We start from the raw sequence: 14,462 nt of genomic DNA on the forward strand, positions 1-14,462 counted from the left end.
ACCATGGCGTTGTAGTGTGTGGCGACAAACTTCGACGTCAACACCAACAATCGAGGCGGCGCTCCCGATGCGACTGATTCTTGAGCTGATCCGCCCCTACCGGTTGCTGATCGCCGGAATCTTTGCCGTGCTGCTGGTGCAGATCGCCACCGGCCTTGCCGCGCCGTGGCCACTCAAGGTCGTGCTGGACAGCGTGGTCGGTCACCACCCGCTGCCCGGGTGGCTGCACGGACTGCTGCAGCCGCTGCTGGGCGGCGAAACCAAGATGCACATAGCCGGTCTCGCGGCGATCATGGTCCTGGTCATCGCCGTCGTGGCGGCGATCGCGTCGTACATCTCCAACTACCTGACCGAAACCGTCGGCCAGCGCATCGGCAACGACCTGCGCACCCGCGCCTACCACCACTTGCAGCAGTTGTCGCTCAACTACTTCGACACCCACCGCGTCGGCCCCATCTTGAGCACGCTCACCGACGACGTCGACACCATCCAGAGCTTCGCGTCGTCCTCGACCCTGGGCATCGCAACCGACCTGCTGACCATCGTGGGGATGTTGGCCATGATGTTGTGGCTGCAGTGGGATTTCACGCTCATCGCGCTCGCCGTGGCGCCCCTGCTCCTGTTGTTCGTGTCCCGGATCCGGAAGGCCGTGAAGGCGGCGACCCATGAGGTGCGCAGACGGGAATCCGACATCGTCGCGGTCGCGGAGGAGGGCCTGCAGTCCATCCGGGTCGTCAAGGCGTTCGATCGCGAGGACATGCAGGAGCGTGAGCTGGCGACCGCCGGCCAGCAGGCCGTCGATGCGGCTCTCAATGCGCGGCGCGTGAAATCGGTGGTGTCGCCCATCGTCGGCGTCGTGGTGGCCGCCTGTACCGCGGTGGTGCTGTGGCGCGGGTCGGCGCTCATCCTCGCGGGTGCGATGACGGCGGGCACGTTGACCGTCTTCATCTCTTATCTGGCCTCGTTCTTCAAGCCGGTGCAGGATCTGGCCAAGCTCACCAACACCATCGCCATGGCCTCGGTCGGGGTGGACCGCGTCAACGCCCTGCTCACCGCGGAGACATCGGTCGAGGAAAAACCGGACGCCATCGACACCGAGCGCATCAAGGGTGCGATCAGTTTCGAGCGCGTGGCGTTCAGCTACGACAGCGAGACACCCGTGCTGCGCGACGTCACCTTCGAGGTGAAACCGGGCCAACTGGTCGGCGTCGTCGGACACACCGGAAGCGGAAAATCCAGCCTGGTCAGCCTGATTCCGCGGTTCTACGACCCGAGCATGGGTACCGTCCGCGTCGACGGAATCGACCTGCGCGATTACAAACTTCACGAACTCCGCCGGCAGATCGCCTACGTATTGCAGGACACGGTCCTGTTCCGGGGCACCATCCGCGACAACATCGCGTTCGGCCGGCCCGACGCCGACCACGACGAGATCGTCGAAATGGCCAAACTGGCCAACGCCCACGAGTTCATCTCCGAGATGCCGCAGGGCTACGACAGCCCGGTGGGGGAGCGTGGCCTCACCCTCTCCGGCGGTCAGCGTCAGCGCATCGGCATCGCCCGTGCGCTCATCCGGGACAGCCCGATCCTCATCCTCGACGAACCGACCGCAGCGCTGGACGCCGAGTCCGAGCGTCTCGTGATGTCCGCGCTGCAGCGGTTGATGAAGGACCGCACGGTGATCACGATTGCCCACCGGCTCAGCACAATTCGTGACGCGGACACGATCGTCGTGCTCGAGGAGGGGCGCGTCGTCGAGCAGGGCACGCACACCGAACTACTCACCGCCGGCGGCAGATATGCCGAACTGCACCGCATCCAATACGAGGACGAGACAACGTGACGCGTTCGCTGATCATCCTGCCCGACGACTCCGCAAAGCCGGTGATCGATGCGATCGGGGAGTCGACCCGGTCGGTGCGCATCAAGATGTTCGCCTTCAGCCACCGGCCGCTGTTGGAGGCGGTGGTGGCGGCCCACCGGCGCGGTGTCGACGTCAAGGTCATGCTCAACCCCGAGCGGCGCGACGGCGAGACCGACAACGACGTCGCCCGGGAGACGTTGCAGCGGTTCGGTATCGCGGTCCGTGAGAGCAACCCGGCCTTCGACCTGACGCACGAGAAGTCCATGGTCGTCGACGATGAGCGCGCATTCGTCGAGTCGCTGAACTGGACCGAGGAGAACTTCACCCTGACGCGGGACTACGCCGTCGTCACCCCCAGCGCCTACGAAGTCGCCGAGATCATCGACTGCTTCGAGGCCGACTGGGCGCGTGAGGACTTCGATCCCGGCGGTGGAGCACACCTGATCTGGTGCCCGACCAACGGTAGGCATCGCATCGCCGAGTTCATCGACACCGCCAAGCACACGTTGTTCGTCCAGAACGAGCGGTATCAGGACCCGGTGATCATCGAACGGTTGGTGCGGGCGGCGCACCGGGGGGTGAAGGTTCACGTCATGGCCCGCGCGGCCCACCATCTCAAGTCGGGCAAGCTGCTCGAAGGCGTCAGTGGAATGCGCATCCTCGACGACGTCGGCATCAAGATCCACCGCCTCAAGCACATGAAGCTGCACGCGAAGATGATCCTCGCCGATCACGAGCGGGCGATCGTCGGCTCGATCAACTTCTCCCCGGGCAGCTTCGACCACCGCCGCGAATTGGCCATCGAAGTGACCGACCATCACATCATCAAGCGCCTCAACGAGGTGGCCCATCACGACTGGAAACACTCCGAGCCGATGGACCTGTCAGACGAAGGACTGATCGCCGATCTGGTGGGTCAGGATCCGCACGAAGTCGACCAACTAGCCCTACGGGACCGCGAAATCTGATGCACTGGCCGGACCGCGCGGCACGGCGTTTACGCCACTAGGCTGGCGGCGGGCAGTTCAGTTAACGGCAACTGTAGGGAGAATCACGTGACCATCCGGGTAGGTGTTAACGGCTTCGGCCGCATCGGACGCAACTTCTACCGGGCCCTGGCAACGCAGCAGGCCGAGGGCAAGAACACTGACATCGAGATCGTGGCGGTCAACGACCTCACCGACAACGCCACCCTGGCTCACCTGCTGAAGTTCGATTCCATCCTGGGCCGTCTGCCGCAGGACGTCAGCCTCGAGGGTGAAGACACCATCGTCATCGGCGACAAGAAGATCAAGGCCCTCGAAGTAAAGGAAGGTCCGGCGGCCCTGCCGTGGGGCGACCTCGGAGTCGACGTGGTCGTCGAGTCGACCGGCATCTTCACCAAGCGCGAAAAGGCCCAGGGTCACCTGGACGCGGGCGCCAAGAAGGTCATCATCTCCGCGCCCGCTTCGGGTGAGGACATCACGATCGTGCTCGGCGTGAACGACGACAAGTACGACGGCAGCCAGAACATCATCTCCAACGCCTCCTGCACCACCAACTGCCTCGGCCCGCTGGCCAAGGTCCTCAACGACGAGTTCGGCATCGTCAAGGGCCTGATGACCACCATCCACGCCTACACCCAGGACCAGAACCTGCAGGACGGCCCGCACAAGGATCTGCGCCGCGCCCGCGCTGCCGCGCTGAACATCGTCCCGACCTCCACCGGAGCCGCCAAGGCCATCGGCCTGGTGCTGCCTGAGCTCAAGGGCAAGCTCGACGGCTACGCTCTGCGCGTGCCGATTCCCACGGGTTCGGTCACCGACCTGACCGCCGAGCTTGCCAAGTCGGCGTCCGCCGACGAGATCAACGCCGCGATGAAGGCCGCAGCCGAGGGACCGATGAAGGGGATCATGAAGTACTACGACGCGCCTATCGTGTCGAGCGACATCGTCACCGACCCGCACAGTTCGATCTTCGACTCGGGTCTGACCAAGGTCATCGACAACCAGGCCAAGGTCGTTTCCTGGTATGACAACGAGTGGGGATATTCCAACCGCCTCGCCGATCTTGTTGAACTCGTAGGGAAGTCGCTCTAATACCAATGACTGTCAAGACACTCGCCGACCTGTTGGCCGATGGCGTGGAGGGGCGGGGCGTGCTGGTCCGCTCCGACCTCAACGTCCCCCTCGAGTACCAAGACGGAAACATCGCTCGAATTTCTGATCCCGGCCGCATCATCGCCTCGGTGCCGACGCTGTCCGCACTGGCCGAGGCTGGGGCCAAGGTCGTCGTCACCGCGCACCTGGGCCGCCCGAAGGGTGGTCCGGACCCGAAGTTCTCGCTGGCTCCCGTCGCTGCGGCACTGGGGGAGAAGCTCGGGCGCCACGTGCAGCTGGCCGGCGACGTGGTCGGCACCGACGCGCTCGCCCGGGCCGAAGGCCTGACCGACGGTGACGTCCTGCTGCTGGAGAACATCCGCTTCGATCCGCGGGAGACCAGCAAGGACGATGCCGAGCGGTTGGCGCTGGCCAAGGCGCTGGCCGCCCTGGTCGAGGGTGCCGACGGCTCACCGGGTGCCTTCGTCTCCGACGGCTTCGGTGTGGTGCACCGCAAGCAGGCCTCGGTCTACGACATCGCCACCTTGCTGCCGCACTACGCCGGCACGCTGGTCGACGCCGAGGTCAAGGTGCTCGAGCAGCTCACCAGCTCCACCGAGCGTCCGTATGCCGTCGTACTCGGTGGCTCCAAGGTCTCGGACAAACTCGCGGTCATCGAGAACCTCGCGACCAAGGCCGACAGCATCATCATCGGCGGCGGCATGTGCTTCACCTTCCTTGCCTCCCAAGGGGTTTCGGTAGGAACGTCACTGCTGCAGGAGGAGATGATCGACACCTGCAAGCGGCTGCTCGACACCTACGCCGACGTGATCCATCTCCCGGTGGACATCGTGGTTGCCGACAAGTTCGCCGCCGACGCCGAATCGGAGACCGTGGCCTCCGACCGCATCCCCGAAGGCAGGATGGGCCTCGACATCGGTCCGGAGTCGGTCAAGCGGTTCACCGCACTGCTGTCCAACGCCAAGACCGTGTTCTGGAACGGCCCCATGGGCGTGTTCGAGTTCCCGGCCTTCGCCGAAGGCACCCGGGGGGTGGCCGAGGCGATCATCGGCGCCACCGAGAAGGGGGCGTTCAGCGTCGTCGGCGGTGGTGACTCGGCGGCTGCGGTGCGTCAGCTCGGCCTGCCCGAGGACGGTTTCTCCCACATCTCGACCGGTGGCGGTGCGTCGCTGGAATACCTTGAGGGCAAGACCCTGCCCGGCATCGAAGTACTGGAGTCGTAGAAACCATGTCGAAAGCCGCACGCAAGCCTTTGATAGCCGGCAACTGGAAGATGAACCTCAACCACTTCGAGGCCATCGCACTGGTGCAGAAGATCGCGTTCGCCTTGCCGGACAAGTACTTCGACAAGGTGGATGTGACGGTCATCCCGCCGTTCACCGACCTGCGCAGCGTGCAGACCCTCGTCGACGGGGACAAGCTGCGGCTCACCTACGGTGCCCAGGATGTGTCCAAGCACGATTCGGGCGCCTACACCGGGGAGATCAGCGGGGCGTTCCTGGCCAAGCTCGGTTGCAGTTTCGTGGTGGTGGGGCACTCCGAGCGGCGTACCTATCACGGCGAAACCGACGAGCTGGTGGCAGCCAAGGCGGCCGCGGCGTTCAAGCACGGCATCACGCCCATCATCTGCGTCGGTGAGCAGCTTGAGGTGCGCGAGGCGGGCGACCACGTCGAGTTCTGCGTCAACTCGTTGCGCGGCTCGCTGGCCGGTCTGAGCAAGGAGCAGATCGGCCAGGCGGTCATCGCCTACGAGCCCGTGTGGGCCATCGGTACCGGGCGGGTGGCCAGCGCGGCCGATGCCCAGGAGGTCTGCAAGGCGATCCGTGGCGAGCTCGGCGACCTGGCGTCGCCGCAGCTCGCGGCCGGCGTCCGGGTCCTCTACGGCGGGTCGGTCAACGCCAAGAACGTCGGCGAGATCGTCGCGAAGGGCGACATCGACGGTGCCCTCGTCGGTGGCGCGTCGCTGGACGGCGAGCAGTTCGCCACACTGTCGGCCATCGCCGCGGGCGGACCGCTGCCGTAACCCCGGGGACCAAGGCCGGACACCGTACCCGGTAGTCTTACAGCCATGGAATTGGCTCTGCAGATCACTCTGGTCGTGACCAGCGTGCTGGTCGTGCTCCTGGTGCTGCTGCATCGTGCTAAAGGTGGGGGTCTGTCCACCCTGTTCGGTGGCGGTGTCCAGTCCAGCCTGTCCGGCTCCACGGTGGTCGAGAAGAACCTCGACCGGTTGACACTCTTCGTGACCGGCATCTGGCTGGTGTCGATCGTCGGCGTCGCGCTGCTGATCAAGTACGGCTGATATCGCGACCAACACAAAGAACCGCCCCGGTGTTCACCGGGGCGGTTCTTGTTTGGTGCTCACTCAGTAACCGGCATCCCCGTCAGATTCGGCCGCGTCGAGCAACGCGCGCGAGCCTGACACGCCCAACCGAGTAGCCCCGGCGGCGATCATGGCCCGTGCCTGTGCCAAGGTGCGCACCCCGCCGGATGCCTTCACCGCGAGTCCGGCATCACGCACGGTCCGGTGCATCAACTCGACCGCCTGCACGCTGGCGCCGCCCGTCGGATGGAAACCCGTAGACGTCTTGACGAAGTCGGCGTGGGCGGCGACGGCTGCCCGGCAGGCTCCGACGATTTCGTCGTCGGTCAGGGCGGCTGACTCGATGATCACCTTGAGCACGGTCGGCGTGGGTGCGGCAGCGCGCACCGCGGCGATGTCAGCCTCGACGCGATCGAAGGCTCCCTCCTTGGCCGCCCCGATGTCGATCACCATGTCGATCTCGTCGGCTCCGTGACGCACGGCTTCGGCGGCCTCGGCGGCCTTGACCGCCGAGCTGTGTTTTCCGCTCGGGAAGCCGCACACCACAGCGACTTTGAGGCTGGAGCCAGAAGGGAGTGTCACCGGCAGCATGGACGGTGACACGCAGACCGAATAGGTGCCCAGCTCCACTGCTTCGGCGATGAGAGCTTCGACGTCGGCCGCGGTGGCCTCGGGTTTGAGCAAGGTGTGGTCGATCATCGCGGCGACCTCGGCGGCGGTCGGCGGAGTATCGCTGGTCATCGGAGTCGGATCCTTCCGTTGTGGCGGTGAGTTTCAGGCGGATTTGGTCTGACGGTCGAGCACGTAGTTCATGATCAGCGCCGCGATCAGGATGAGCCCTGTCAAGGCCGGCGTCCGTGCATACATATCCGCACTATTTTGCTCACATGAGCAGAAATCGCCGTGTGCGGCTCGGACAGTGGTTCGTCCCTGGTGTGCTCGCCTTGTGGTGCGGCCCGGGGGGGTCACGCCGATACTGAGAACATGGCCGACGCTCCCGACACCGCATTAGACCCGATCGGCGCAGTTCAGCGCACTCCGGTGGGCCGTGAGGCCACCGAGCCGATGCGTGAGGACATCCGGTTACTCGGGGCGATCCTCGGCGACACCGTGCGCGAACAGAACGGCGACGAGGTCTTCGACCTGGTCGAACGGGCCCGGGTCGAATCCTTCCGGGTTCGCCGCTCGGAGATCGACCGGGCCGAGCTGGCAGACCTGTTCACCGGTATCGATGTCCAGCAGGCGATCCCGGTCATCCGGGCCTTCACCCACTTCGCTCTGCTGGCCAACGTCGCCGAGGACATCCACCGCGAGCGGCGACGCGCGGTGCACGAGGCGGCCGGCGAGCCACCGCAGGACAGCAGTTTGGCGGCCACATATCTCAAGCTCGATCGGGCCGACCTGGCAGCGGTCGCCGTCGCCGACGCGTTGAGCGGTGCCCTGGTGTCACCCGTGATCACCGCACATCCCACCGAAACCAGGCGTCGCACGGTCTTCGACACCCAGCATCGGGTCACCGAGTTGATGCGGCTGCGCATGAACGGACTTACCCGCACCCCCGACGGCCGGGACATCGAGATCGAGTTGCGCCGCAACATCCTGACGTTGTGGCAGACCGCGCTCGTTCGGTTGGCGCGACTCAAGATCTCTGACGAGATCGAAACCGGGCTGCGGTACTACCCAGCGGCATTCTTCGAGGTGATTCCACAGGTGAACGCCGAGGTGCGGAACGCGTTGCAGGCGCGCTGGCCGGGGGAGAACCTGTTGGAGCAGCCGATTCTGCGGCCGGGAAGCTGGATCGGCGGTGACCGGGACGGCAACCCCAATGTCGATGCGGGCGTGGTGCGGCTGGCCACCGGGCGCGCCGCCCATGTTGCCTTCGCGCACTACTTCACCGAGATCACCGCGCTGGAAGAGGAACTGTCGATGTCGGCCCGGCTGGTCGCGGTCACCGCGGAGCTGACCGCGCTGGCCGAAGCCTGCCACGAGCCGGCACGCGCCGACGAGCCCTACCGGCGGGCGTTGCGGGTGATCCACGCCCGTCTGACCGCCACCGGTCGCGAGATCCTGGACGACCAGCCCGACCACGAACTCGACCTCGGCCTTGACGCCTACGCCACCCCGGAGGAATTCCTGGCCGACCTCGACACGGTGGACGCCTCGCTGCGCGGCCACGGCAGCGCGGTGCTGGCCGATGACCGGCTGAGCCGGTTGCGAGAAGCAGTGCGGGTCTTCGGGTTTCATCTGTGTGGCCTGGACATGCGACAGAACTCCGAGGTGCACGAGCAGGTGGTCGGCGAGCTGTTGGCCTGGGCCGGAGTCCATCCCGACTACGCATCCCTGTCTGAGGCGCAGCGGGTCGAACTGCTCGCGGCCGAGATCTCCACCAGACGTCCACTGATCGGCGAGGGTGCCGAGCTCTCGGAGCTGGCCCGCAAAGAACTCGACATCGTCGGTGCGGCGGCGCGGGCGGTCGCCGTCTTCGGCGCTCAGGCTGTGCCCAACTACATCATCTCCATGTGCCAGTCGGTGTCCGACCTGCTCGAAGCGGCGATCCTGCTCAAAGAAGCCGGTCTGCTCGACGTTTCGGGTGCGGCTCACGGCGAGGTGTACGCACCCGTCGGCATCGTGCCGTTGTTCGAAACCATCGAGGATCTCCAGCAGGGTTCCACGGTTCTGGAGGCCGCGCTCGCGTTGCCGGTCTACCGCAGCATCGTCGCCGCGCGCGGACAACATCAGGAAGTGATGTTGGGCTACTCGGACTCGAACAAGGACGGCGGTTATCTGGCGGCCAACTGGGCGTTGTACCGAGCCGAGTTGGACCTCGTCGAAGCCGCGCGCACGACCGGGATCCGGTTGCGCCTGTTTCACGGACGGGGCGGCACCGTCGGCCGAGGCGGCGGACCCAGCTATGACGCGATCCTGGCGCAACCGCCGGGCGCAGTGAACGGATCGTTGCGGATCACCGAGCAGGGTGAGGTGATCGCGGCGAAGTACGCAGAGCCGCGTATCGCGCACCGCAACCTGGAGACGCTGCTGGCCGCGACGCTGGAGTCCACCTTGCTCGACGTCGAAGGGCTCGGCGACGAAGCCGGCCCGGCCTATCAGGTGCTCGACGAGCTCGCTGCCCTGGCGCAACGGGCGTACGCCGAATTGGTCCATGAGACACCTGGATTCGTCGAATACTTCAAGGCGTCCACACCGGTGAGCGAGATCGGTGCACTCAACATCGGCAGCCGGCCCAGCTCACGCAAACCGACCACCTCCATCGCCGATCTGCGGGCCATCCCGTGGGTGCTCGCCTGGAGTCAGTCCCGGGTGATGCTGCCGGGTTGGTACGGCACGGGCACCGCGTGCGCGCAGTGGATCGCCGACGACGACACCAGGCTCTCGGTGTTGCAGGACCTGTACCGGCGCTGGCCCTTCTTCCGCACGGTGTTGTCGAACATGGCCCAGGTGCTGGCCAAGTCGGACATGGGTTTGGCGGCGCGGTATTCCGAGTTGGTCGACGACGAGGAGTTGCGGGCCCGGGTGTTCGACAAGATCGTCGCCGAGCACACCCGTACCATTGAGATGTACAAGCTGATCACCGGTCAGGACGATCTGCTGGCTGACAACCCGGCGCTGGCCCGCTCGGTATTCAACCGGTTCCCCTACCTCGAACCGCTCAATCACCTTCAGGTCGAGCTGCTGCGCCGGTACCGCGGCGGCGACACCGACGAACGGGTGCAGCGCGGAATCCTGCTCACCATGAGCGGTTTGGCGACAGCGCTGCGCAACAGCGGCTGAATTGTGGTGGCTAGCCCAGCAGGATGTCGGCCAACCGCAACGACACCCTGGCCCGGCGGTCGGCGTAACCGCGTGCCGCACGCTGGATCTCCGCCGTCTGTTCCGTTCTGACGCGTTGATAGCGTTGCAGCGCTTCGGCGTAGTCGCTGGCGGAAACCGCGGCGATCTGGTTGGCCAGCTCGGCGGCATCCTGGATGGCCTGATTGGCGCCCTGGCCACCGAACGGCGTCATCGGGTGTGCCGCATCCCCGAGTAGCGCGACGCGCGCGGTGGTCCACCGGTCGATCGGGTCGCGGTCGTACACCGGATGCATGTACACCGGGCTGGTGGCGGCTCGCAGCATCCGACCGACCACCGGGTCGAACTCGTCGAACTGACCGGCGAGCGCCTGCAGGTCGGCCTGGGCCGACCACAGGTGCAGCGGCGGTTCGTCCACTCCGAGGGTGGCGTCGACGGCCACCTGCCTGCCGGCTCGAACCGGCATGGCGATGACGTGCTTGGCGTAGTCCGCCGAATGCCAGGACCGCAGCCGGTCGTTGGGAATCTCGAGGCATTCGGCGGGGCTGACGGCCCGGAAGATCACCGAGCCGCAGTAGTGAATATCGTCGTCACTGAACATCTTCCGTGCCCGCGACCGTAGCCCGTCCGCGGCGATCACCAAGCCGGTCCGGACCACTTCGCCATCGGCGAAGGTGAGCTCGACGTGGTCGTCACGCTCGGTGATGCCGGACAGTTCGTGGCGAAGCCGCACCTGCTCTGGTCCCACCGCCGAGACCAGCAGACCGTGCAGATCCGCGCGGTGCACGGTGCGCGGAGCAAGGTCGGAGTCGGCGTAGCCGAACCGGCCGTGTTCGGCGCCGACCTCCGGCGTTGCCGCGTAGTCGGTGATCTTCTCCAACTGTCCGAGCTGATCGCGGTTCTCGAAGTACCGGGTGGCCGAGGAGATTTCGTCGAACGCATCGACAATGCCCCACTCACCGAACAATCGCAGGGTCTGCGGCGAGATACCCAGCGGGCCGCCGACCTCGCCGAGTTCGCGGGTCTTGTCGAAGATGACGGGCCGGTGGCCGTGGTGCTGCAGGGCGACGGCGGCGGCCAGGCCACCGAGGCCTGCGCCGATGATGGCGATATCCATCGAGATTCCTCTCGGGTTCATGGGATCCGGGCCAGGGCTTCGGCGTCGAGGTGGACACCGGTCAATGCGTCCGGTCGGTAGCTGGTGACGGTTCGGACATTGCAGAGCGGCAGCCACAGGCCCGATTCGACGATGCGGCGTTGGATGACATCCACGAGCTCGCGACGGGCGTCTGAGTCCGCACAGGTCAGCTGGGCGTCGAGCAGGATGTCCAGTTCATCGGCGGCGTTGCGGCGGTTCATGTTTCGCTGGGTCACGGCGAACTGATAGCGCAGTAGGTCGGGGTCGGCACCGGTGAAGTAGAAGAACCGGAAGTCGTAGTCGCCGGCCTCCTGGCGGCTTCGCAGCTCCGGGAAGCCGACATCGGCGAGGGCCAGCTCGATACCGTGTTCTCGCCACTGTGCGGCAACCTCGGTGAGGACAGCGGCGTCGACGGGGGAGAACGTGCTGTTGAACACCACGTCGAACGAAAGCCGCTGCGCGCCCGCAGTGGCGAGGAGCCGGCGGGCCGTCACCGGATCGTAGGCCAACTCGGCGGAGCAGTCCCGGTACCCGTCGGTCGTCGGGGTAAGCACCGATAAGGCGACGGAGTATCCGTGGGCATCGAGGATCGGCCGCAGCGCGGAGCGGTCGATCAGCAGCGACAGCGCACGGCGCACCGCGGGATCGGTCAGCGGGCCACGGGAAGTGTTGGGACACAATCCGTAACTGATCCCCGGGTTGTGGGTCTCGGCGAGGCGGTGGCCGTCGATCGCGCCGGCGTACAGGTCACCGGTATCGGCATTCTCGAACATCAATCGGCGTGAGTCGTCGGTCACCCCGCCCGGGACCGGCCGCCATCGGCCGGTGCCCAGACCCTGCGCGTTGCGGATCGCCAGGTTGACGCTGGCCAGTGACCGCAGGAACGCCGCGTTGTGACGCACGAAGTGAAATGTCACAGAATCGGTGCCCGCCTCGACCGAGTCGAGCCCGGCGAGCATCGTCACCGCGGCAGGAAGTGGTGAGACCTCCTGGAGCGCAGCGATGCCGGCGAAGCTCTGCACGACGGCCTGCGGTGTCAGCGGTGTGCCGTCGGAGAAACGCCGGTCGCGGGCGATCGTCAGCTCCAGGGTCAGCGGGTCGTGGTAGTGCCACGAGGCGGCCAGCCAGGGCAGGAGCCTGCCGGTTTCCAATTCGATGTCGAGGAGGCTGTCATAGATGAGCCGGCAATATGTTTTCGAGATGCTGTTGTAGGCCAGCCGCGGGTCGTCGGTGAGCTGGTGAGTCGGCCAGCCGAACGTGAGGTTGCGCATCATCGCACCGGAGCCAATCTCGTTGCCTGCCATGCCGAACGGGCCGCGAGGGTCGCCACCACCCCGATCACCGTCACCAACACGGCTGCGCCGCTGAACAGCTCGGCGCCCAGACCGTCGATCATCGTCGCCCCGGTTGCCACTCCGATCGCCGCGCCCAGCGCCCGAAGGTAGTGGTACAGACTGGAATCGAAGGGGACCTGCGTCGAATTCGTCAACACGTTGCTGGCCAGCGAACTCCACAGGAACCCCATGGCGCAACCCATCAACGCGGCACTGCCAAGCGGCACGTGTCCGAACAGGCTCAGACCGGCCACGATCAGGAATGCCGAGCCGATGCACACCAGCCGGGTGCTCTTCGAATTGTCTCCCGGCCTTCCGAATCTCAGCATCGGGATCAGCCCGGCGAAGAACGCCATCGGCAACAGGAACAGTGCTGAGCCATAGGAATCCAGTCCACGCACCTGCTGCAGCACATACACGACCGAGAGGGTGAATACGTTGGTCGCGATGCCGGCCACGAACACCACGACCAGGCTTCCTGAGAGGACCGGGGTCTGGGACCGGCTGCGCAGAACGATCACGACGATCCCGAGCAGGATCGCCACGACGAGCAACGTCACCTTGGTATACACCGTGGTGGACCAGCCGATCGCCAGGAAGACCGCGAGCTGTACCACCGCGAGCGCCACCATCGGGGTCGCCACCCGTCCGGTCGTGGCGGTTTCGTCGGCGCCGGGTGTGGCGGGCGCAACGGCCAGCAGCGCCATCGCCGCGACGGTGGTCACCACCGTTTCGTAGGGGAACGAGCGCCAGCCCCACAGGTCGTTGAGCAACGCGGTGATCAGTGGTGAGCACAGGGCGGATGCCGAAACCACCAGACCCCAGGTACCCAGGACCGCCGAGTGATGGTCGGGATAGAACTGAGCCCGGATGATTCGGAAGATCTGGGGTGCGAGCACCGCCGAGGCGATGCCCTGCAGGAAGCGCAACGCAATGAGCACCCAGAACTCGGGGCTGAGTCCGACGGCGATACCGAGGACCGCCAAGGCGACCGAGCTGGCGAAGAACAAGGTCGTGGGTCGGCAGCGGTGCGACAGCAGGCCCGCAGGCAGCAACGCGAGACAGAACCCGGCGAGGAACGCCACGCCGATATAGGCGGCCTGTGAGAACGGGATGCCGAAGTACTCGGCAATCGCCGAGTTCAGCAGCACAGCCGACGACGAATTGGAGTAGAGGGTGTATTCGGTCAGGTAGAGCGATGCCGCAACGGCATACAGGGACGGCTTCATGACGCCTCGAAGCTGATAGCAGGAGCAAATGGGCAGCGAAGAGCTAACCCGAGATCCTTTTCAGCGGCGCCAGGCGTGCTCGATTCCAGATCGAAGCCAGCAAACTGGGTGCCAACGCCACGGCAGCGCGCACGGCACGTGCGTCTACGTGATCGGATCCGGCACCCATGGCCACCACTGTAACCGAGGTGCCGCTCGGGCCCGCCTTACAGGCCGGCGCTCTTGCGGACCCGGTCGATCATGCCGCGCACCGCGCTTTCCGTTGCGGCCAACGGAGCCATGACCGCCTCACCGATGCCGACGATGACCTCGACACGATCCACGATCGACTCCAGGCGCTCGACCATGCCGATGAGGCGAGGTGCGAGTTCATCGATGCGGGTGATGGTTTCGTTGAAGCGGTCGAGCGTGGTATCCAGTCCGCCGGTCGACCTGTTGAGGTCGACGAGGGTGCTGCTGAGATCGGTGAGCAGGGTGTCGACCTGCTCGACGGTCATATCGGCATTGAGTGCGGCCTGCGTCAGCGTCCGGATGCGCTGCCGCCCGGAGTTCGGGCGGGCGCGGCCGTCTCCTTTGTCTGCCATGGCAGACAGTATGGCCGCTGGGGAACCAAACGCGGGCCAACCGCGTCTGAATGGTTGTGCGGCGATTCTGCGAACACCGAACTC

General features: G+C 65.8%; 12 protein-coding genes. 7 read left to right on the plus strand and 5 right to left on the minus strand.

Annotation, left to right across the window (positions count from 1 at the left end; translation table 11 throughout):
* Nucleotides 1-67: 67 nt before the first annotated feature.
* From AC4LGL_RS13100 to secG, 6 genes are all read left to right on the plus strand, one after another.
* A complete protein-coding gene (locus AC4LGL_RS13100) occupies nt 68-1,843 on the plus strand; it encodes an ABC transporter ATP-binding protein (protein WP_491839059.1) in 1,776 nt (591 codons plus the stop codon).
* Nucleotides 1,840-2,832, plus strand: a complete 993-nt coding sequence (locus AC4LGL_RS13105; RefSeq protein WP_491839060.1) for a phospholipase D-like domain-containing protein — start codon at nt 1,840-1,842, stop codon at nt 2,830-2,832. Before AC4LGL_RS13100 ends, AC4LGL_RS13105 begins: the two co-directional genes overlap by 4 nt.
* 87 nt (nt 2,833-2,919) lie before the next feature.
* Nucleotides 2,920-3,942, plus strand: coding sequence for a type I glyceraldehyde-3-phosphate dehydrogenase (gene gap, locus AC4LGL_RS13110; RefSeq protein ID WP_055113682.1), 1,023 nt, complete (start codon nt 2,920-2,922; stop codon nt 3,940-3,942).
* A gap of 5 nt (nt 3,943-3,947) precedes the next feature.
* Entirely contained in the window at nt 3,948-5,186 is a 1,239-nt protein-coding gene (locus AC4LGL_RS13115) for a phosphoglycerate kinase (RefSeq protein ID WP_491839061.1), read from the plus strand.
* A gap of 5 nt (nt 5,187-5,191) precedes the next feature.
* Nucleotides 5,192-5,986, plus strand: coding sequence for a triose-phosphate isomerase (gene tpiA / locus AC4LGL_RS13120; protein ID WP_491839062.1), 795 nt, complete (start codon nt 5,192-5,194; stop codon nt 5,984-5,986).
* Between the two features lie 45 nt (nt 5,987-6,031).
* Nucleotides 6,032-6,265, plus strand: a complete 234-nt coding sequence (secG, locus tag AC4LGL_RS13125; RefSeq protein ID WP_003880837.1) for a preprotein translocase subunit SecG — start codon at nt 6,032-6,034, stop codon at nt 6,263-6,265.
* A gap of 63 nt (nt 6,266-6,328) precedes the next feature.
* Here the strand turns inward: secG and deoC are convergent, their stop codons facing one another.
* Nucleotides 6,329-7,027 carry a deoxyribose-phosphate aldolase gene (gene deoC / locus AC4LGL_RS13130; RefSeq protein ID WP_491839063.1) on the minus strand — a complete coding sequence of 233 codons (699 nt, stop codon included), beginning with the start codon at nt 7,025-7,027 and terminating at the stop codon, nt 6,329-6,331.
* Between the two features lie 243 nt (nt 7,028-7,270).
* On the opposite strand from deoC, the gene ppc reads away from it, so the two are divergent.
* Complete coding sequence (ppc, locus tag AC4LGL_RS13135) at nt 7,271-10,075, plus strand: phosphoenolpyruvate carboxylase (protein ID WP_491839064.1); 2,805 nt, start codon at nt 7,271-7,273, stop codon at nt 10,073-10,075.
* A gap of 10 nt (nt 10,076-10,085) precedes the next feature.
* Here ppc and AC4LGL_RS13140 read toward each other — a convergent pair whose 3' ends face one another.
* The 4 genes from AC4LGL_RS13140 to AC4LGL_RS13155 form a co-directional block, all read right to left on the minus strand.
* Nucleotides 10,086-11,210 (minus strand): FAD-dependent oxidoreductase, encoded by a 1,125-nt coding sequence (locus AC4LGL_RS13140; protein ID WP_491839065.1) that lies wholly within the window; start codon nt 11,208-11,210, stop codon nt 10,086-10,088.
* Between the two features lie 17 nt (nt 11,211-11,227).
* Nucleotides 11,228-12,502, minus strand: a complete 1,275-nt coding sequence (locus AC4LGL_RS13145; protein WP_491839066.1) for an ABC transporter substrate-binding protein — start codon at nt 12,500-12,502, stop codon at nt 11,228-11,230.
* Nucleotides 12,502-13,794, minus strand: coding sequence for an MFS transporter (locus AC4LGL_RS13150; RefSeq protein WP_491839067.1), 1,293 nt, complete (start codon nt 13,792-13,794; stop codon nt 12,502-12,504). The genes AC4LGL_RS13145 and AC4LGL_RS13150 overlap by 1 nt, the downstream gene beginning before the upstream one ends.
* 206 nt (nt 13,795-14,000) lie before the next feature.
* Nucleotides 14,001-14,378 carry an ATPase gene (locus AC4LGL_RS13155; RefSeq protein ID WP_491839068.1) on the minus strand — a complete coding sequence of 126 codons (378 nt, stop codon included), beginning with the start codon at nt 14,376-14,378 and terminating at the stop codon, nt 14,001-14,003.
* Between the last annotated feature and the right edge of the window lie 84 nt (nt 14,379-14,462).

This window comes from Mycolicibacterium arcueilense (genome assembly GCF_058536225.1).